The following is an 18,456-nucleotide window of genomic DNA, read 5'->3' as shown; positions in this document are numbered from 1 at the left end:
ACGGAGTTCTCGGTTGGCATCCTATTGAAAAACTAGTTCTTTTCATTTTGGATGCCATCCAAAATGAATAACGCACCCCAAATAACCCAAGCACAAAGGGTGATAAGTAGAACTGTGTTGAGCAGACTGGTGAAAGTTGTAAGCCAACGGAAGTGAAAGAACGGGAATACATCAAACATTGTCCAACTTCGTTGTCCACCAGTGAGCCAATACATTGCCCAACGAAAGTACAAATAGCCTAAGTAGACGAGAGAAATACAAGCCATCGAGAATGCACATCTCGTTCGTACAGACACGGACAACCCCCCTGATTTAGCTTATGTCGAACGAATGTCTACAATTCTCGCTGACCAGCGAACAAGGGGGCACCCGAGCTAACGGATAGCGTATTTGGTTGCATCCATATGAAACGGCGAGAACACTTCGTGCGTCTATGCTACATGGAGGTGATTCACGTGAAGCTGTTCCCGGTAACGGTATTAGCCATCGTACTATTCATAACTGGTTGTTCAACCGTTTCAAATACCAGCAAGTTCGTGGATGGGTCGAAGTTGGCCAGAAGTTCTGTAATTCAACCATCGTCAATGACTGCGCCGACATTGAGTGAAATCAAAGTTGCTAGAGTGTCGTTAAATATTCCCAATCCGAATGGTTCAGCTATCCTGACACCAACTTCAGCACATGATCGAACAGTTCTACAAAAAGTGCTTGGCTGGTTACGCACAGCCCAAGCGGTGGGTAACGAAAATCCACATCAACCGATGCCGTCCGAAGGTCCGACAACGCTCGTTATGCAACTGACGGATGGGATGGATATTTTGATTCAGCCTGCAAACACCTGTACAACAACAGGGAGCTCAACCGTGTGTAAATATGCTCAAGGATATATCGATTTTCAGTCTGCGGATAGTACACAAAAATTACGTCTATACTCGCCTGAACTCGACACATGGCTGCTTGGAACGTGGAAAAGGGATATTCAGTCGCATCAGGGTTAAATCCCTTTTCTTGTCGTCAAGACAACACATAAGCCAACAGACCGTTAGGAAACAAGAGTGGAGCGTGAAGCCGTAACGTTCTGTGACTTGTCAGGATGGGGGCCGTCCAAGTCATTCACGAAAATTTCTGAGTGAATTATGGTTCTTGATTTTGTCGAGGTGATTATGTTGGGCTACAAGATGACTGTTACAGTTTGCGGTATAGCAGTTTCAATGGTGTTGGGTTTACTGTTCACGAGTCATGGACACGCCAAGAACGCCACTTCAAACACTACATTCGCAAGTATTCACATTTCCCATCCTCCAACATCCATTATCCATCATGGAGATGGCTCTAGTACGTACGAATATGAGATGGATGGGGGGGAGAGCATCATCAACTTGCCACCCAGAGATTTCAATCCTTTAACAGCCTCCAATTTGCAACTTACTAAATATGGATACCCTCCACGCCCAACTGACAAATCAGAGGTGAAGCAATGGGAACAGTTTGTGACGCACAGAATAATCCAAACACCCGGTAACTTAGTCGAATATCCGAACGTAAGGAATTAATCTGAATTGCGCTTGGACGATTGAAATCTATCAGCGTATTCCACGGTGGAAACTCAGATATTTGATCATTCTTGAGCCCTATGCGGGGCTGTCGTTCCTTAGCATTTAGAGTGGAAAAGCCCAAAGCCATTCGATAAGCAGGCGATACTATTCTTCGTCCTGCATTGACACTGGCTGTCGTAAGGTATTGTGCAAGCCTCTCTCATACCAGTCACTCGGCGGCGGATGGGCAGTTCTCAGCCAAAGACGAGGGTGCTTTGAATATTACCGTTCGTGAATAGTGTAAAGGCGTGTGAGTAATTTAGACTCCATAAAAAGCGCATCCGTCCTTGATTGTACGTAAATTTTGCCGACAGATTTCTGTCTGACGGCCTTTAGTTTAGTTCAACCGAAACATGAGTTCAGCACTCGGAACAAACCGTACCGTGCAAAACGCTTTGCTATCCATAAGTTCTCCTGTCGCAGGATGGCGTCGACGACGTGCGCAATGTTCTCTAACTACGAAAGTTCCAAAGTTCCTTAGTGATACCCTTTCCCCATTGATAATGGCCTTGGTCACAGCATCTTCGAAGGATGCCAGCATCTTAGCCGCAACCTCCTGCGTAACGCCCGATCCAACGGCGATACTCCCAATCAAATTCGCTTTGTTCATTTTGACATCGCCTCCTCAAACGCTCAGAACAGGTATGACAAAACTCGAAATTTAGCACCTACCAAAAAGCCCCTATGGTAGCTTCGAACTTGGTTTGTCATGATTGTTCAAGGTGACATAACATGATATTTACATCGATTGAACCGATGCTTTTGACCATGAGGTACGAAGCCTTTGACGATGAAAACTATATATTTGAGCCGAAATGGGATGGCTGGCGAATCCTGATTCACAAACAAGGTGGCAGAATTGAGGCATATACGAGACAGGGAAACTGCGTGACGCGAAAGTTTCCTGAGCTCGAAGCGGTTCGTGACTCCATCAAAGCTGAATCGGCCATCCTCGACTGCGAGGGTGTGTGTATCAGAGACGGACGTTCTGTGTTCGATGACTTCGCCTATCGTGGGAGGCTGACGCAATCACACAAGATACAACGTGCAATGTCTACGCATCCGGCAACCTTCGTAGCGTTCGACGTGTTGTACGCCAACGGTGACGTGTTGACGAACAAAGCGTTAATGGAGCGCAAGGACGTGTTGCACTCAATTGTTGAACCATCAGACCAACTGACCAGCACGCCATTTTTCGAGGGCAACGGCATTGCACTGAAGGCAGAGACTGAGCGTCGTAATTGGGAAGGTATCGTTGCAAAGCGTCGAGATTCGTTATATGAGCCGGGCGTGCGGTCGGCTGACTGGATTAAGATAAAGAATTGGAAACAGCTTGACACGGTCATTCTTGGCTATCGTACAGAGCCTCAGTTTGGGCTAGTCGTCGGTTTGCATTTCCCTACGATGACCAATAAACCTGTGGCCGTAGTGGAGTACGGAATGTCACAGGATCAAAAGAAGGCTTTCCTGATGGTTGCGAAAGGGATTCAAACTGAGTTTGACAGCGGAGTTCAGTGGATTGAGCCACGACTTTGCTGCCGAGTACAGTATTTGGAGCGGACGGAAAGGCATCAGTTGCGTACAGTTTCGTTTAAGGGATTCCAGTTCAACAAAGACCCGAAAGAGTGCCGATGGGTAAGTTGACCATTGGCACTCTTTGTACGTTGCTGGTTTTTGATTGTTGGTTCTGTAGTCGAATGTGTGCGATGAAGTTTTGCGGAGTTCATACATTTGTATTCATGTTTATTCATAATGAGTAATGCGCTTTTGTGTCGCATTTGCCCCCGTTTGTTCAGTAAAAATTTTCCCTCACTGGATCGGAAATTCCTTGACTGACTGAGTTTCGATCACTGAAATCGTACGAGGAATGCCAAATGGTCCCACGAAGCGAACATCAGTGCTCACCATCATCGATGTGTTTCCTGGAACAAGACTCATACTTACGATGTTCATCAAACAAATTGGTGATGACGAGCCTTGATTTAATTCCGACCAGGTTAGATACTCAATTCGCTGTTTTACAAATACACTGTTCGGGTCCACAACCAACCATCGATTATCCAAGTTCATGAATAGCCGCTCTTGGGTAACCCCAGCAGGTACAAGTGACTTGAACTGAGATGGCGTCAACTGCCCAACTGATTGAACCGTTGTCGACAATGCAGATTTGACATGGCTTCGCACGTTATTAGCAACAACTGCGTAATCAATCACGTAATAAAGTATCAATGCAAGAATGATGGTAATTCCACTGATGACATATCGTCGACTGTTCTTCACAGCGTCTCCCCCCTTTTTCCAATGACACAATTCTTCTGTCGGAAACCTGTCCCTTACTGCAGCAACAGCGAGCCTTTGTGAACTGAATAATCATACAAATACGGATAGACCAAATTGTTCTGGTCTCGTCCCTTATGTTCAAGACTCATGTTCGGCTAAAAGCGTTTCTCCAAAATAATTTTCGGTTCGCCCTTTTCGTCAGTATAAGTTCCAACAACATCAAAGCCATGTCGCAAATTCAAAATCAGCATGTCTCTCCATTTGTTTTTGGTTTGAGTTCGTATTGCGGTATATCCTTGACTCTTGCACCATTCATGTTGTCTCAGCATAAGTTCTGACGCTATCCCTTGACCTCGATATTCTGGATACACGCCACCTAGCCAACTGTAGAACCGAGTTTTACGATCTTGATAACCGATTTTATATCCTACAACCTGGTCTTTATCTAAGGCAACAAGTATAAGGAAATTGGGTCTTGCACGTAGTTCTTCCTCAATCGAATCAGGGCTTTGGTTTTTGAAGATGGTGCTATGCAATGAACACATACTCTGATACCAGTCAGATTCCACATCCAAACTCGTAGAAGGTTTGTATTCCAATTGAATCCCTCCTCGTTGTGCTACATTTCAACTGACTATGCTGGCTTTACTGATTGAATCGATGTTGCACATAACTCTCTCGTTAACGACGCAAGGTTGACTTGTAAAAGTAAGGTCCGCAGTCACTCTCATGAGTTTGAACGTATGTCCAGTTGAAGCCCGTATCGACGATATAAACGTCGTCTTCCTTGGAAAAATCTTCAGCTCTGAGTCCTTCGGCGTTTTCCAACTGATACACAACATCATCATTTTGGTAAAATACGTAGCAATCTTGCTTCTTTTCATTTTCGAAAGCACTTATCGCCTTATCATTCGTTAAACAGGGCAGCTTCCCGTAGCTAAATACATGCCACAAGAATTCGTTGAAATATATCGACTTCTTTACCGAACGATTGATATCCTGGGCAAATTCCTGTTCCCATCGGTGCCGTAATTCTATACCTTGTACCTTATACACAGTGACAACAATTCCATTTTTCATTAACGAGTCGGTCAAACTCAAAGTATCCCTCATCTCGATTTCCTTTTTCAACTAAGCTGTCCGCTAATACAGCAAGGACAGGGTGTCCATTTCTGCATGTTCATACATTTTTGAAGGTGTTGCTTCTGGGATACATGCCCCCACTTGTAACAGACATCGTGAAACACTTCAAAATGATTCAAAGTGGTACAATCCATTCCGATATTGCCACAATCCTTTATTCCCGGTTTCAATTTTCCCTGAGATCGGTGCTTGAACAGCCATCTCCCTTGTAGGGAACCACGGTCGCTCGTAATCAACAACAATTAGAAGCCCCTCGTCCGATCCCATCCCCACGAAATTGGGATAACCGCCATCGTCTAATGTACTCAGTCCGAAATTCTGAGTCAGTTCACCGACGACATTTTCAGGATGAATTACTGGTAAACCAATTTCGGATACCCCCATAACTTCGGCAACCGAAAACTCAGGAGAATAAGAGTCTGCTAAGGAATGGCGAGCAATGAATTCCGCAATATTACCCGCAGGATCGTGGAAGTAACAGGAGTGTGCGTTCCAAAATGTCCCTTGGTCGATTAGAGAGTCACCACCGGCGGTAAGGAATTCAATGCCTTTTGCAGCCAACCATTCCATACTGTCCGATAGGAGATTTGATGGGACGTTAAACGCATAGTGATAAAATGGCGTCACGTCACTGTTCGTTCTTCTAAATATTAGACGAGTATATCCAATTTGCACCGCAAAAAAATCGTTGCCCACATCAAGTACATTAAATCCCAATGTTGTTGCATAAAAGGCGTACATTTCGTCCAAGCGGTGAGTATCCACTTGAAGTTCGGAAATCTTCATAAAATCTGCTCCCCTCTTCCTTACTGTGTGCTCCGACCGCAATCCCACAGTAGAAACATACCGTCTATACGGCATTGGTCATAAGACCACCGCAACTGCGTTTAACTGCCCGAGTGCGACAGATCATTGGTCACATTGCCATTGTATATCCATGCATCGTTAAGGGCGATCCTGTGTTCTCGAATCGTCCATCATCTGATGTCATTAGGGTGAAAATTTATGGTACCGAAGTTTGATTCAAGGTCTGCATGCATTGTTCCTCGCGAATTTCTGGAGTCAATTCAGTCCCTTTTTGAACTGCTCGTCAAACGTTTGTGCGGCTGTCAGTAGTTCGCGCCTGCTTGTACTCAACGTGTTTAATGCAATTGTCCATGAGCCACGTTTCCAGACAATATACGAGATGCCTCCAGTTCCCGCGTGATATACGAATATTTTAGCTTCGACACCATCAATCGTCGTAGTCTCTACTTGAGGGGATGTAACCGACATTCCGTCGATTACCATCGTCCTTGTCAGATCATGATAGGCATTGACGGTAATTCCAGAACTTGTTGAAATACTTACCCACTCATCGTTACCACTGTAACGTTGTCCTCCGAGTGGAGGTGCTATCTTCCATCCAGGTAAAGTGATTTTGGGGAACGACGGAAACAACATATGCAGCTGCGCAAGACTATTTGCAGATTGAAATGCTCCTGCAACCTCACTCCCAAAGGGATTACTCTGACTCCCTTGGAATTCAATACTTGTTAAAATACCCGAGTGAGACGCTGGTCTAAACTTGCCGATGATATTAGATAACATCCCATTGGCACTAGCTACGGACACGGTTGTTCCAAGAAGAACGAACAATGAAGCTAATCCTATGACCAACTTGCGCCGAATCATAGGGGTGCCATGTTTGCCCGCTCGTGGGAAACCCACAGACATGGCGATGTTTTGAAGGATTTGTTCTTGTGAAGTTTCCGTAATCTCAAACCGAGGCAGGTGGTTGATCTTTTCCATAATTTCTACCTCATGCGCGCTCAATCTCATGGAATCCGCCTCCTTCATCAGTGTTCAATTTGGTTCGTAATGCCTTGAGTGACCTATGAAACGTCACACCGACTCTCGTTTTCGTCCATCCCAAAATATTTGCCGTCTCGGAAACGGACATTCCCATCATTGTTCGAAGCAAAACAACTTCCCTTTGCGGTTGGGGAAGGTCTAACAGAACCGCCATGACGATTCGCATTTCATCGTTCAATACCGCCGCATCCTCTGGGGTAGGATGTGAATCAGGAAAATCACTCATTACCTGTGCAGGCTGTTGGTGCTTCGCTCGTCGAGTCTCATCCACCGCCAGGTTGCGTGCTATGGTTAGCAGCCATGTTTTGGGACTAGCGTGTCGTCTGTATTTATCCTGACCCCGCATCGCCCGAATAAAAGTCTCCTGAACCAGGTCGTCTACATCTGTCCGACGTAGAAAATAGACAAGGAAGGTCTTCACATCGCTGCTATACTGCCTAAACCACTGCTCAATTTCATCCACGTCCTTCACCCCGCTCACATAGTAGACGTGAAAAACCAAATTTGATTACAGAACATCCATAAACAAAAACAAAAGTTGTTGAATGACCAACTTTTCTCACGAAAAGCGATCTCTCAACAACCCATCACCTGTCGGTTTCTTATGGGATATTTCTGCCCCCTAGCGACAGAATCCAAATAATTCCTCGTTAGATATTTATGCACACATGGGAGCAAATCCTTCTTCCTGGTCAGTCCCCGGTAACGCAGTAACGAAAGGTTTGCGTAAAGCGTCTAATCTTGTGAGGTGAAAGCAGCGTGAAGAAGTTAGTCAGTGGAATAATGCTTGCTACATTACTTTTGACTGGATGTGGACAAACTCCAAAAGATGCCCCCAGTGGTGGACACGAGGTATCAAATTCTGTGTTTTTCGGTTCAACTACAGAAAGTATTCAGTATCTAATAACGGAACAAAAAGTACCAAAGGTGGGGAGAGAACTGTTTGATTTTCAAGGATCAGACACGACTTCCCAAGGTCCATCTGGCTGGGGAACAAACGACAATGATGCAACGAAGCTATATGAGATTCCTGGCGTTGACACGAGCAAATCTGTCGCCGTTCAATTGAAAGACGGTTCATATGTACGGGCGAATGCCGAAAAAGTCACAAGTAACAAGTCGTAAAAATTAGTGTCGCTCTTCTGCCCTTTTACGACATAGCAAGAGTGTCTGGTCGACTGCATGAACATACAACCATTCACTACATGCCCTTTCTCTTTGTGTAAAGAAGGAGCCATGCCATTCGTCCACATGTGCTCCCTAGGTTCATTCTGACTTTTTGTTTTCTAACAAGAGTTTGTAAATGGCATCAAGTTTGACGGATGTGTTTTGCATCGAGTTACGCATCTGGAAAACTGCAACCATAAGTGCTATCCAAAATATCACCGTCAAAATTGGAACCAGAATCCCTAATGCCATGAACCCTGCATTTGCAACCTGCATGCAAATCCCCCATTCACCCTGACGTGGTGTTCTTATTCCTAATAATACCATGTCCATCCAAAGTGCAAAGAGACTCGCTATGTGGTAGACCTGCCCATTCGCAAAGTGAATGGCACCCATACTGTTCCTTATGAGGCATGAAAACCCGCAAGAAGCATCGTTGGTTTAGACCTGCAATTCGAGTACAGCAGGATTTGGACGTCGGACAGTTAGAACTCTGGGTTGCTGAGTGAAGACAATCTGAGATGGTGGGTCGCGATTTTACTGGATGTGAAAACGCCCCGCGTCCGTCCTCAACGTAACCCCTCACGCTCAAGTATCCTGTACAACGTGCCTGTGCCGACCTTGTAGACTTCCCGGATGTGCCGTACCGACTTCCCTTCCTTGTACGCCTTGACGATTTCCCGCAGACGGCGTTCTGCTTTACCGCCGCTAATCAGTTCAGGTTTACGACCTCGGAACCTTCCATCCTTTTTGGCAATTTCAATTCCTTCACGTTGACGCTGCTTAATCATCGCCCGTTCAAACTGCACAAGTCCGGAAAATATCGTCAACAGAAATTCATTCATCGGGTTTTCGCTGGACGTGTCCAGCCACGTCTCGGTCAACGACTTCAACCCTGCACGCTTAGACTTGATTTGTTCAATAATCTCCAATAGGTCTTTCGTTGACCGCGAGAGACGGCTGATTTCGTGAACATACACAATGTCGCCTTCCCGCAGTTCGAGCAACAGTCTTTGCAGTTCTGGGCGTTCCATCGTCGCACCAGACAATTTTTCTTCGTAAAAGACTCTGCAACCAACCGCCTTTAACGCCTTTCGTTGCCGGGCTGTGTTCTGGTCTTGGGAGGAAACCCTTATGTAAGCCAACTTGGCCATTCGCAAAACCTCGTTCCGTATGTTGTTGTACTCATTATATCATTATTTTCGGTAACACATAAACGGTAACAGAACGGACATCGAAAATCCATTGTCGTTACTGTGGTTGTTAATTTCTTACAATCGTTACTGGATGACTTTACTCAAACGGTAACGAACATCGGCAACCGTGGAATGGTCCTATTTCATGACGTTTCTGCTATGATTCTTCTAAATGAATCTATAGGGGATAAGGTATTGAGGATTGCGAGATTGAAGGACGCATCTTTTCCATCTGTATCTATTCGACGCCTTACGTGTGGCAAAGACCTTGTTTACCCGAAAAGCCCGGTACACACATACAACTGTTCGTACGTCTCTTATCATGGGCAACCGTACGTCGTAACTTGCTTGTACGGAGACATGAATAACCATCGATGGTTAAGCGGAGACGAATTAGGGTGGATGCTCAAGCAAGAGGTCAGAATGATTGCGGCGGTCAATTTGGCTTTGAAAAATGGGGCATATACATTCTTAGCTCACGAACCGCTTGAGATGATTTCACAAGAGGAAATAGGCTGTGTTGTCGACTCTGGAGTTTTCCAGTTGAATTCTATTGTAGACAAATTGCTGGACACTCATTACAGCAAGACTGGTTTTCCTAAATCGGACAAGCAGAAGTATATTCTAGCGGACTATGAATATGGGGAGCACCGTCCTGAATATCTTTACAAACTCATCGTCCGTAGTGAAGAGGTATTGACACGGTGTTTGTCGCTTTGGGTGAAGTCCACAATGCTGTTTCAATATCGAGCCTTTCAAGAAGAAGCCACTAGCCAGATGTACTTTGCACTTGATGGTTTAGTCAAATTGCATCAGAAGCGGTTGAACGGTAAGTATCAAGGAATTAGCCTCAAAGATACTTTTGATCGCCTGATTGAGGCTTTGCCTGTCTATTGTGGCATGGCTGAGTATGCTGCAACTTGCTATGAGAATCGGACGATGTTGGTGCATCCAGTGAATGATTTTGATGAGGCTTGGAACGTACCCCTACTGGCTGACGATTATTTTGAAACTGCAGACCTGTTCAAGGCACTTGTTAAAGCGTACTTGGTCCCCCAAGAATCAGGCTTGGAGTAAGTTTTAGCCCAAGTCCTAACGTGTAAGATTGATGCGAATGTTTTATCACACACGCCTGACGAGCCCCCGGAATGAGTACAAGAAGGCCAAGCCAAAGCGGCAAATCGATTAAAGAAATTACGGCGAATTCTCACTTCGATTGGCGTCAACCAGCATCGAAATAGTCGAGGTCAGCCTTCTTAACGACATAACTGTTTACTTCCGTGACTCCGATGTTGAAGTCAATCATCAAATCAGCCAGCCGTTCTCCATCGATCAAGATAATTTTCTTTTCAATTCTGGTGACGTACTCTTTCGCTTCTTGTGAGAAACGTGAAGTCGTAATCAGGATTCCCTTACGTGCCCGTTGACCTTCCAGACTTCCGGCGAATGCTTGAACGACTGGTCTACCTACAGTGCCTTCCCATCGTTTGGCTTGCAGATAGATAATGTCCAACCCTAGTCTGTCTTCGTTGATGATACCGTCGATACCGTCGTCACCGCTTTGACCGATCGCTTGTCCCGCGTCAACTCGAGAACCACCGTAGCCCATTGCCACGACGAGTTCGACTACCAGACGTTCAAAAAACTTAGGTGAACATCCTTTGATGCGTTCCAGCAATTCATCTGCCAGAGCCCTGCGCAAATCTGAGTAGCTGGCTTCTAGAATTTCTTCTGGAGTTTGTTCGTGCCTGTCAAGGTCTTGACCGCGACTTGTCAGGACTGTTTCATCGGTAGACGTGCCGTTCTGGAATTCAAGGAACTCAGAGAATTGGCGTAGGAAGTGGTTGTTAATTTCAGGTGGGTTACTACGCATTGCTTCGATTCCGCGTTCGGAAATACGGAATTTTCCTCGCGAAGTGCTGTTTAGCAGTCCGGCTTTGACCAAGTACGTCCGTGCCCAACCAACACGATTGTCGAACTTGGCTTGTCTGCCGCTTGGCAATAGTTCCTTACGATCTGTAGCGTCAAAGAGAACTGTGACGCTAATGTTTCAATTGCATCGTTCAGCTTATGTTCTTGTCCATCTTCGGCTAGTTTTAACAACGGAAGCATGATGCTTTGATAATCGGGTACGGACACGTTGCTCCACCTCCAATTTCCAATACGTTGACAACATTGTACAAAACTTTACAGTAACCTGAAACGTATGGACTGTGTTGCCAATTACTCTATTGGCCCATTTGATATAGAATAGAAACTGGGAATTTATGAGTACGGTCTTGAAGACAATTGGAGGCAACATATGAATCGGCTCACCTTACAACAACTCGAATCCCATCTGTGGGAATCTGCAAACATACTACGCGGCAGTATCGACTCGTCAGACTATAAGAACTACATCTTCGGTATGCTGTTTTTGAAGCGTCTCAATGATGTATTCGTTGAGAAAGCAGAAAAAATCCAGCGTGAAGAAGGTGACGATTACGGTTGGTACGACCACGATGAACATCAATTCTTCGTCCCGGAACGCGCACGGTGGTCACACATACACTCCATCACGCAGGATATTGGAAATGCGATTAACGTCGCGTTTGAATTGTTAGAACAAGAGAACTCGACGCTACAAGGTGTCTTGGCCACAATCGATTTCAACGATAAGGAACGTCTGCCAGACGCCACTCTGTCACGGTTAATCCAGCATTTCAGTGCGATTGACCTATCAAACGCCAATCTGTCCGAACCAGACATGCTAGGACGTGCTTACGAGTACCTGATTAAACAGTTTGCCGACGACGCTGGAAAAAAGGGTGGAGAATTTTACACGCCATCGAAAGTCGTTGAACTGATTGTCAAGCTAATCAAGCCGCAGGAAGGTATGCGCATCTGTGACCCAACGGCAGGGTCGGGCGGTATGTTGATTCAGTCGGTTGACTACATCAAGGCCACGGGTGGCAATCCACGTAACCTGACTTTGCACGGTCAAGAAAAGAACTTGAACACGTGGGCTATCTGCAAAATGAACCTGTTGTTACATGAGCTTAGTGACCATCGAATCGAAAAGGGCGACACCATACGTGACCCAAAGTTGGTTCAAGATGGCGAACTGATGCTGTATGACCGTGTCATTGCGAATCCGCCGTTCAGCTTAAAGGGATGGGGACGCGAGGATGTGGAGTCAGACGGGTATGGACGTTTCCGTTTCGGCCTGCCACCCAAGGACAAAGGTGACTTGGCGTTTGTTCAGCACATGATTTCAACGTTGAACCACGAAGGCAAAGCGGGTGTCGTCATGCCACATGGTGTTTTGTTCCGTGGTGGTGCAGAGGGTACAATTCGTCAGGGAATTTTGGAAGAAGACTTACTGGAAGCGGTCGTTGGTTTGCCGTCGAACCTGTTTTATGGAACGGGTATTCCAGCGTGTATTCTGGTGTTCAACCGTCACAAGGACACTAACAACCGTCGCAAGGTCTTCTTCGTGAACGGGGCAAATGACTACCAAGAAGGCAAGAACCAAAACTTCTTGCGTGATGAGGATATTGAGAAAATCGTTACTGCTTATGATGCGTGGCAGGACGTGGACAAATATTGCCGTATCGTGGATTTAGACGAAATCCGTAAGAACGACTACAACTTGAACATTGCCCGATACATCGACGCTACGGACGAAGAGGAACAGATTGATGTCGAAGACGCCATTGCCGAGTTGCGACGCCTAGAGGCAGAACGTCGTCAGGTGGAACTCGTGATGAACGGTTACCTGAAGGAGTTGGGCTACGGTGAGTAACAATATTCCTCCAAAGTGGAAACTGTCTCCTATTGAGGAAGTTGCTCGAACAACAAGCGGTGGAACACCAAGTAGGAGTAATCCTGCCTTCTACACTGACGGTACCATTCCGTGGATAAAAACTGGGGAATTGGGGCGGAAATTTGTTAGCCAAACAGAAGAGAAGATTACGGAGGAGGCGTTAAAAAAGTCCTCCGCTAAACTTTTGCCCCCTAAAACCGTTCTGGTTGCTATGTATGGAGCGACAATTGGTAAGGTTGCAATTACTGCTATGGAGGCGGCAACCAACCAAGCATGTTGTGCAATAATCCCTAATGAATGGCAGCTTGACTATGAGTATCTGTACTACGTTTTGCAACACAACGAGCGTGCTCTAGTTGAGTTGGGTGCAGGTGGAGCACAACCCAATATCAGTCAGCAACTTGTGAAGAGGTTCTCGATACTTTTACCGACGTTCGACGAGCAACGTAAAATTGCCACCATCCTCACTTCCGTCGACGATGCCATTGACGCCACACAACGCATCATTGACCATACTGAAGTCGTCAAACGTGGATTGATGCAGCAGTTGTTTACAAAGGGAGTCGGTCACAAGACGTTCAAGCAGACGGAAATTGGCGAGATTCCGGCGGAGTGGGACGTGCTGACCATTGGGGAATGTTGCGATATTCTTGACAACAAAAGAGTTCCTCTGAGTCAGAAGGAACGGGAAACCATGCACGGGGATATTCCGTACTACGGAGCGACCAAAGTTGTTGACTACATCGATAAATGGTTGTTCGACGAAGACATTGTCCTCATTGGAGAGGACGGCGACCATTTCAAGAAATTTAGAAGTTGGTCAATGACCTCTCTGGTACGGGGAAAGAGTTGGGTGAACAACCATGCCCATGTAATGAGGGCGAAGTCAATGGTGACCAATGATTGGGTTTACCGTTTCTTAGAGCACCGTGACATTACCCCATTTCTGGCTATCCAAGGGGCAACTAGGTTGAAATTGACTCAAGACAGCCTGCGTAGGATTCCAGTGGCGATACCGCCTATTGAGGAACAAAATCGAATAACGAAAACCGTATCTTCCATTGCTACCAGAATAGCAGGCGAGAAAAAATGTCTTGAACAACTGAAGCAAACCAAACAAGGTTTGATGCAAGTCCTCCTAACAGGCAAAGTCCGTGTCAACGTCGATGAACCGTCCGAGGTGTCCGTATGACGACCACGCAGGATTGGAACGAGAAGGAACTGGTCGAGAACCGTGTTATCGAACAACTAAAACGGTTGGGCTATACCTATATTCACGGTTCCTATCTTGAGGGTGAACGCCAAACGCTACGGGACGTTGTTCTTGAGCAGCGTCTTAGTGACGCCATTAAGCGTATTAACCCGTGGATCGACGACAACAACTTGCGAAAAGTTGTGCGTGACATCACGCACGTCGAAGCAGCAAGTCTGATGGAAGCCAATGAAGCCATCCACGATGACCTTGTTCACTATATTTCCGTCGAACAGGACTTGGGACGTGGCAAGAAGAATCAGACCGTCCGTCTGATGGACTTTGACAACGTCGACAACAACGAATTTCTTGTGGTCAACCAGTTCAAAGTTAGTGGCGTGATTGAGAACATTATCCCTGATGTGGTTCTGTTCGTGAACGGATTGCCACTCGTAGTGATTGAATGCAAAAGTCCGTTCGTCACCAATCCAATCGCTCAAGGTGTCAAGCAGTTGGGGCGGTATCAGTCTGATGCAGACCGCCTATTTTATTTCAACGAAATCCTCATTAGCACATGTGGCCAACAGGTTAAGTATGCAACGGTCGGAGCAAAGCTACGTCACTATGGTGAGTGGAAAGACCCGTATCCAATGACGGTCGTAGACCTAGGTACAGACGAAGTAAATCCACAGGATGTTCTAGTCGCAGGAATGCTGACCAAACGCAATCTGCTCGACTTGGTTCAGAATTTCATTGTTTACGAACCAGAAGGTGGCCGAACCATCAAGAAGTTGGCACGATACCAACAGTTTCGTGCCGTCAACAAAGCTATTGATCGTGTCATAAACGCTGAATCACAGGATGACCGTGGTGGCGTCGTTTGGCATACTCAGGGATCAGGTAAATCGCTGACCATGCTGTATCTAGCAGTCAAGCTCCGTCGTCAGTCCAAGTTAGGGAATCCGACGATTGTGGTCGTTACAGACCGTAAGGACTTGGATTCACAGATTGCCGCTACATTCAAACGGTGTGGCTTCCCAAACCCTGTTCAGGCTAGCAGTGTGGCTGACTTACGTGATCTACTACGTCTTGGTTCAGGTCAGACAATCATGACCACCGTTCAGAAGTTCCAAGAAGCTGAATCCGAGGACGACAAGGTTCTCAGCATAGACTCCAACATCTTCGTGATGGTTGACGAAAGCCACCGCACTCAATACAAGGGTTTGGCGACGAACATGCGTACAGCGTTGCCCAATGCTTGCTATCTTGGCTTTACGGGCACACCCATTGATAAAAAAGACAAAAGTACGACGCGGACGTTTGGAACATACATAGACACTTATACGATTCAACAGGCGGTTGATGACGGAGCCACCGTTTCAATTCTCTACGATAGCCGTATGCCGGACCTTCAGATTGAAGGGCGTTCTCTGGACGCCCTATTTGACCGTATGTTCGCAAACTATGATAAGGACGACCGAGAGCGCATTAAGCAAAGATACGCGACGACAGAGGCCATTACAGCCGCCCCAAAGCGTATTGAAGCCATCTGCCTAGACCTCATCGAGCATTTTGAACTACATATTGCACCGAACGGCTTCAAGGCTCAAATTGTTGTGGTGAATCGAGAAACAGCCATTTTGTATAAGCAGACGCTGGACAAGTTAAATGCCCCTGAATCCGTTGTCATTATCTCAGGGAACAACAATGACTCGGATGAGATGAAGCAGTTTCATTTGCCGGATCATCAACAGAAGCAATACATCGAACGCTTCAAGAATCCTGACGATAATTTAAAGTTCATCATCGTCTGCGACATGCTACTGACAGGCTTTGATGCACCAATCGAACAGGTCATGTATCTCGATAAGTCACTTCGTGAACACAACCTGCTGCAAGCCATTGCCCGTGTCAATCGTACCTATGACGGAAAGACGTATGGGCTGATTGTGGATTATTACGGCGTCTCGGCGTTCTTGAAACAGGCGTTAGATGTGTTTCATGAGAAGGATGTTCGTGGCGTGATGATGCCGGTTGAATCTGAGCTGCCCCGGCTACAGAGTCGCCACCGTGCTGCGATGCGTTTCTTTGACCATGTAAATTCGGACAATCTTGAGGCGTGTATCAAGGTACTGGAACCAGAGGACGTTCGGACGGAATTCGATCTGGCTTTCAAGCGGTTCGCACAAAGCATGGACTTGGTGATGCCGAGTCCATTGGCCAACCCATATCGTGACGACCTAAAGTTTATGGGGAAGGTTCGTCTTGCAGCCAGACAGCGGTATCGTGATGAGGAAATGGATATTTCTGATTGCGGGGCCAAGGTGAAGGAACTCATCGAGGAACACGTCCGAGCCAACGCTATTGAAGTGTTACACGACCCGATTGATATTCTTAGCAGTCGATTCACTGACTACGTCGACGGTATGTCGTCAGACGAAGCGAAGGCGTCTGAAATGGAGCACGCTATTCGCCATGAGATTCGTGTCAAGCTGGACGAAAATCCTATTCATTACATGTCGCTCAAGGAGAAGCTGGAGAAGTTGATTGCCGACTGGAAGGAACATAGGATGGAAACGGTTCAGCTAGTTTTGCACCTTCAAGAGTTGATTCGCAACGACATACAAGGTTACAATACCGGGCCATCGGTGTCTGGTATCGTTCGTGAGCAACGCCCATTCTACGACCTGCTGCGTGTAGAATTTTCGTCGGACAGTTACGACGACGAGCAGTTGACCGACCTGACGCAAATCGTTGTTGAGGATGTCTCGGCATTGCAGAAAATACGTGACTGGACGACCAAAGAGGACGTTCAGCGTGAGATGAGAAGCCGTATCAAACGACAGCTACGTGCCGCCAAGTGTCCATCGGACAAACTAGAGGCGGTCACACAGCAAATCATGAATCTGGCGAAGGTACATTTCAAAGCATAACGGAGGTTGTGACATTGGCAGACATCAAATTTGAAATCAAAGAAACAGTAGGCGTCTTATCTGAATCAACAAAGGGCTGGAAGAAAGAGTTGAATTTCATGTCTTGGAACGATAATGAAGCCAAGTATGATATTCGCGAATGGGCACCCGAACACGAAAAAATGGGGAAGGGCATCACGTTAAGTAAAGACGAGTTGATTCAGCTACGGGAACTGCTTAACCGTATGGATTTGTAAGATTAGATGGAAGTAGTGACTGGGGGACAATTATGAATGCGCTTGATTTAGTAAGTTTGGCTATGTCCACCGTTCAAACCGGGACAAGTTTATACCAAAATTTTCATCGAACTAAGGCTGAACAGCTATGCGAAAAGCTGCTTGAAGAAAAGGTGGATGTGGCTCTGCTTCAGGATGATCCTAATAACTTGGGATATTTCTTTTCCATATGGGAACGGTTCAGGCGCGAGTCGAACATGGACAAGATTGACCAGTGGAAGAATGCGATGGTTCACTTGATCACTGATTTTCATGATTATGATTACAAGGACAATTTGCTTTCAATCCTAGAGTCATTGACTGCTTTTGATTTAACTGTACTAAGTGAGTTCTATTTAATAAACGATCAAACACAAGATGACTATCTCTTGAGTTTGTTTAGATTTTTCGAAGCCAAAGATGTACCGGAACACATGGTTGTCCATTCGATACGGCGGCTGGCTTCACAGAATCTAATCACCGAACTTGTTCAACCGGGAAAGACATGGAGCACTTTGACGGAACCGGCGGCGTTGCGGTTTACGATGAACGATTTTGGCCGGGACTTTATTCGTTTTGTTTCCCAGTACAGTCGAGACTAATAGAGTGCCCTTGCATCCAGACTACGAATACACCATACCCACGGTCACAGTTGCAACGTAGCTCCGTTCACACGCAGCCACTCTTTACGTTCGTCGTAATCGGGCATAACTGAGGAAACGACTGTCCAGAAGTCAGACGAATGGTCTGCATGAATGATATGCCCCAGTTCGTGAACAACAACATAATCGACAATCCGCATTGGTGCCATCAGTATTCGCCAGTTGATATTGATAGTGCCGTTTTTTGTACAGCTACCCCAACGTGCCTGTTGGCGTTTGGTAGTGTCCCGTCAAGTGGTGTAAATTGAGTGCAACTACTCAGTGTCTGCTATTTATGCAAAACTGACGTTGGCGCCAACAATTGTTGTTCGTCGTTGCCGGTTAGTTTAGCCATAGACTCTCGGCTGAAATACCGCCTTGCAACAACCCATTCAT

General features: G+C 46.2%; 19 protein-coding genes and 2 pseudogenes. 9 read left to right on the top strand and 12 right to left on the bottom strand.

Annotation, left to right across the window (positions count from 1 at the left end; translation table 11 throughout):
- The first annotated feature begins 455 nt into the window (after nt 1–455).
- Nucleotides 456–998, top strand: coding sequence for a hypothetical protein (locus M4I36_RS02540; protein ID WP_258110095.1), 543 nt, complete (start codon nt 456–458; stop codon nt 996–998).
- A gap of 934 nt (nt 999–1,932) precedes the next feature.
- Here the strand turns inward: M4I36_RS02540 and M4I36_RS02535 are convergent.
- Nucleotides 1,933–2,205 carry an HU family DNA-binding protein gene (locus M4I36_RS02535; protein ID WP_258110094.1) on the bottom strand — a complete coding sequence of 91 codons (273 nt, stop codon included), beginning with the start codon at nt 2,203–2,205 and terminating at the stop codon, nt 1,933–1,935.
- A 122-nt stretch (nt 2,206–2,327) separates the two neighbouring features.
- On the opposite strand from M4I36_RS02535, the gene M4I36_RS02530 reads away from it, so the two are divergent.
- Complete coding sequence (locus M4I36_RS02530; protein WP_258110093.1) at nt 2,328–3,239, top strand: ATP-dependent DNA ligase; 912 nt, start codon at nt 2,328–2,330, stop codon at nt 3,237–3,239.
- A gap of 165 nt (nt 3,240–3,404) precedes the next feature.
- Here M4I36_RS02530 and M4I36_RS02525 read toward each other — a convergent pair whose 3' ends face one another.
- The 6 genes from M4I36_RS02525 to M4I36_RS02500 all read right to left on the bottom strand — a co-directional run bounded on the left by M4I36_RS02525 (nt 3,405) and on the right by M4I36_RS02500 (nt 7,335).
- The gene (locus tag M4I36_RS02525) at nt 3,405–3,875 is read right to left on the bottom strand and encodes a hypothetical protein (RefSeq protein ID WP_258110092.1); all 471 of its coding nucleotides are present in this window, start codon (nt 3,873–3,875) and stop codon (nt 3,405–3,407) included.
- Nucleotides 3,876–4,030: 155 nt separating this feature from the next.
- Nucleotides 4,031–4,474, bottom strand: a complete 444-nt coding sequence (locus M4I36_RS02520) for a GNAT family N-acetyltransferase (protein WP_258110091.1) — start codon at nt 4,472–4,474, stop codon at nt 4,031–4,033.
- An 82-nt stretch (nt 4,475–4,556) separates the two neighbouring features.
- Nucleotides 4,557–4,976: a DUF4275 family protein gene (locus tag M4I36_RS02515; protein ID WP_258110090.1), complete on the bottom strand. Its 420-nt coding sequence runs from the start codon at nt 4,974–4,976 to the stop codon at nt 4,557–4,559.
- Between the two features lie 147 nt (nt 4,977–5,123).
- Nucleotides 5,124–5,804 (bottom strand): VOC family protein, encoded by a 681-nt coding sequence (locus tag M4I36_RS02510; protein ID WP_258110089.1) that lies wholly within the window; start codon nt 5,802–5,804, stop codon nt 5,124–5,126.
- Between the two features lie 276 nt (nt 5,805–6,080).
- Nucleotides 6,081–6,839 carry a hypothetical protein gene (locus tag M4I36_RS02505; RefSeq protein ID WP_258110088.1) on the bottom strand — a complete coding sequence of 253 codons (759 nt, stop codon included), beginning with the start codon at nt 6,837–6,839 and terminating at the stop codon, nt 6,081–6,083.
- Complete coding sequence (locus M4I36_RS02500; protein WP_258110087.1) at nt 6,820–7,335, bottom strand: RNA polymerase sigma factor; 516 nt, start codon at nt 7,333–7,335, stop codon at nt 6,820–6,822. Before M4I36_RS02500 ends, M4I36_RS02505 begins: the two co-directional genes overlap by 20 nt.
- A gap of 296 nt (nt 7,336–7,631) precedes the next feature.
- On the opposite strand from M4I36_RS02500, the gene M4I36_RS02495 reads away from it, so the two are divergent.
- Nucleotides 7,632–7,997 (top strand): hypothetical protein, encoded by a 366-nt coding sequence (locus M4I36_RS02495; protein ID WP_258110086.1) that lies wholly within the window; start codon nt 7,632–7,634, stop codon nt 7,995–7,997.
- Nucleotides 7,998–8,138: 141 nt separating this feature from the next.
- On the opposite strand, the gene M4I36_RS02490 is transcribed toward M4I36_RS02495, so the two are convergent.
- A complete protein-coding gene (locus M4I36_RS02490; protein WP_258110085.1) occupies nt 8,139–8,435 on the bottom strand; it encodes a hypothetical protein in 297 nt (98 codons plus the stop codon).
- Nucleotides 8,436–8,608: 173 nt separating this feature from the next.
- Nucleotides 8,609–9,193: a recombinase family protein gene (locus M4I36_RS02485; protein WP_258110084.1), complete on the bottom strand. Its 585-nt coding sequence runs from the start codon at nt 9,191–9,193 to the stop codon at nt 8,609–8,611.
- Between the two features lie 465 nt (nt 9,194–9,658).
- Here M4I36_RS02485 and M4I36_RS02480 point away from each other — a divergent pair, with 465 nt between their 5' ends.
- Entirely contained in the window at nt 9,659–10,312 is a 654-nt protein-coding gene (locus M4I36_RS02480; RefSeq protein WP_258110083.1) for a hypothetical protein, read from the top strand.
- Between the two features lie 145 nt (nt 10,313–10,457).
- Here the strand turns inward: M4I36_RS02480 and M4I36_RS16980 are convergent, their stop codons facing one another.
- A complete protein-coding gene (locus M4I36_RS16980) occupies nt 10,458–10,844 on the bottom strand; it encodes a restriction endonuclease (protein WP_483860615.1) in 387 nt (128 codons plus the stop codon).
- Nucleotides 10,845–11,162: 318 nt separating this feature from the next.
- Nucleotides 11,163–11,347, bottom strand: a pseudogene (locus M4I36_RS16975) (winged helix-turn-helix domain-containing protein); the annotation flags it as partial.
- Nucleotides 11,348–11,537: 190 nt separating this feature from the next.
- On the opposite strand from M4I36_RS16975, the gene M4I36_RS02470 reads away from it, so the two are divergent.
- Genes M4I36_RS02470 through M4I36_RS02450 form a run of 5 tightly spaced genes read left to right on the top strand, consistent with a single transcriptional unit; the run spans nt 11,538 to nt 18,021 of the window.
- Nucleotides 11,538–13,019 (top strand): type I restriction-modification system subunit M, encoded by a 1,482-nt coding sequence (locus tag M4I36_RS02470; RefSeq protein ID WP_258110082.1) that lies wholly within the window; start codon nt 11,538–11,540, stop codon nt 13,017–13,019.
- Nucleotides 13,012–14,232: a restriction endonuclease subunit S gene (locus tag M4I36_RS02465; protein WP_258110081.1), complete on the top strand. Its 1,221-nt coding sequence runs from the start codon at nt 13,012–13,014 to the stop codon at nt 14,230–14,232. The genes M4I36_RS02470 and M4I36_RS02465 overlap by 8 nt, the downstream gene beginning before the upstream one ends.
- The gene (locus M4I36_RS02460; protein ID WP_258110080.1) at nt 14,229–17,165 is read left to right on the top strand and encodes a type I restriction endonuclease subunit R; all 2,937 of its coding nucleotides are present in this window, start codon (nt 14,229–14,231) and stop codon (nt 17,163–17,165) included. The genes M4I36_RS02465 and M4I36_RS02460 overlap by 4 nt, the downstream gene beginning before the upstream one ends.
- A 14-nt stretch (nt 17,166–17,179) precedes the next feature.
- Nucleotides 17,180–17,401: a YdbC family protein gene (locus M4I36_RS02455; RefSeq protein WP_258110079.1), complete on the top strand. Its 222-nt coding sequence runs from the start codon at nt 17,180–17,182 to the stop codon at nt 17,399–17,401.
- 32 nt (nt 17,402–17,433) lie between these two features.
- A complete protein-coding gene (locus M4I36_RS02450; protein WP_258110078.1) occupies nt 17,434–18,021 on the top strand; it encodes a hypothetical protein in 588 nt (195 codons plus the stop codon).
- A 44-nt stretch (nt 18,022–18,065) separates the two neighbouring features.
- Here M4I36_RS02450 and M4I36_RS02445 read toward each other — a convergent pair.
- Nucleotides 18,066–18,287, bottom strand: a pseudogene (locus tag M4I36_RS02445) (M48 metallopeptidase family protein); the annotation flags it as partial.
- Nucleotides 18,288–18,456: the final 169 nt, after the last annotated feature.

The organism is Alicyclobacillus sp. SP_1 (assembly GCF_024706985.1).
Lineage (GTDB): Bacteria > Bacillota > Bacilli > Alicyclobacillales > Alicyclobacillaceae > Alicyclobacillus_I.
The sequence above is the reverse complement of the archived record's forward strand: the minus strand, read 5'-3'. Positions and strand labels throughout refer to the sequence as shown.

Coding starts and splice junctions, on each gene's coding strand:
- M4I36_RS02450 (WP_258110078.1), top strand. CDS start 17,434: ATGAATGCGCTTGATTTAGTAAGTTTGGCTATGTCCACCGTTCAAACC.
- M4I36_RS02505 (WP_258110088.1), bottom strand. CDS start 6,839: ATGAGATTGAGCGCGCATGAGGTAGAAATTATGGAAAAGATCAACCAC.
- M4I36_RS02485 (WP_258110084.1), bottom strand. CDS start 9,193: ATGGCCAAGTTGGCTTACATAAGGGTTTCCTCCCAAGACCAGAACACA.
- M4I36_RS02535 (WP_258110094.1), bottom strand. CDS start 2,205: ATGAACAAAGCGAATTTGATTGGGAGTATCGCCGTTGGATCGGGCGTT.
- M4I36_RS02460 (WP_258110080.1), top strand. CDS start 14,229: ATGACGACCACGCAGGATTGGAACGAGAAGGAACTGGTCGAGAACCGT.
- M4I36_RS02510 (WP_258110089.1), bottom strand. CDS start 5,804: ATGAAGATTTCCGAACTTCAAGTGGATACTCACCGCTTGGACGAAATG.
- M4I36_RS02480 (WP_258110083.1), top strand. CDS start 9,659: ATGATTGCGGCGGTCAATTTGGCTTTGAAAAATGGGGCATATACATTC.
- M4I36_RS02490 (WP_258110085.1), bottom strand. CDS start 8,435: ATGGGTGCCATTCACTTTGCGAATGGGCAGGTCTACCACATAGCGAGT.
- M4I36_RS16980 (WP_483860615.1), bottom strand. CDS start 10,844: ATGGGCTACGGTGGTTCTCGAGTTGACGCGGGACAAGCGATCGGTCAA.
- M4I36_RS02530 (WP_258110093.1), top strand. CDS start 2,328: ATGATATTTACATCGATTGAACCGATGCTTTTGACCATGAGGTACGAA.
- M4I36_RS02470 (WP_258110082.1), top strand. CDS start 11,538: ATGAATCGGCTCACCTTACAACAACTCGAATCCCATCTGTGGGAATCT.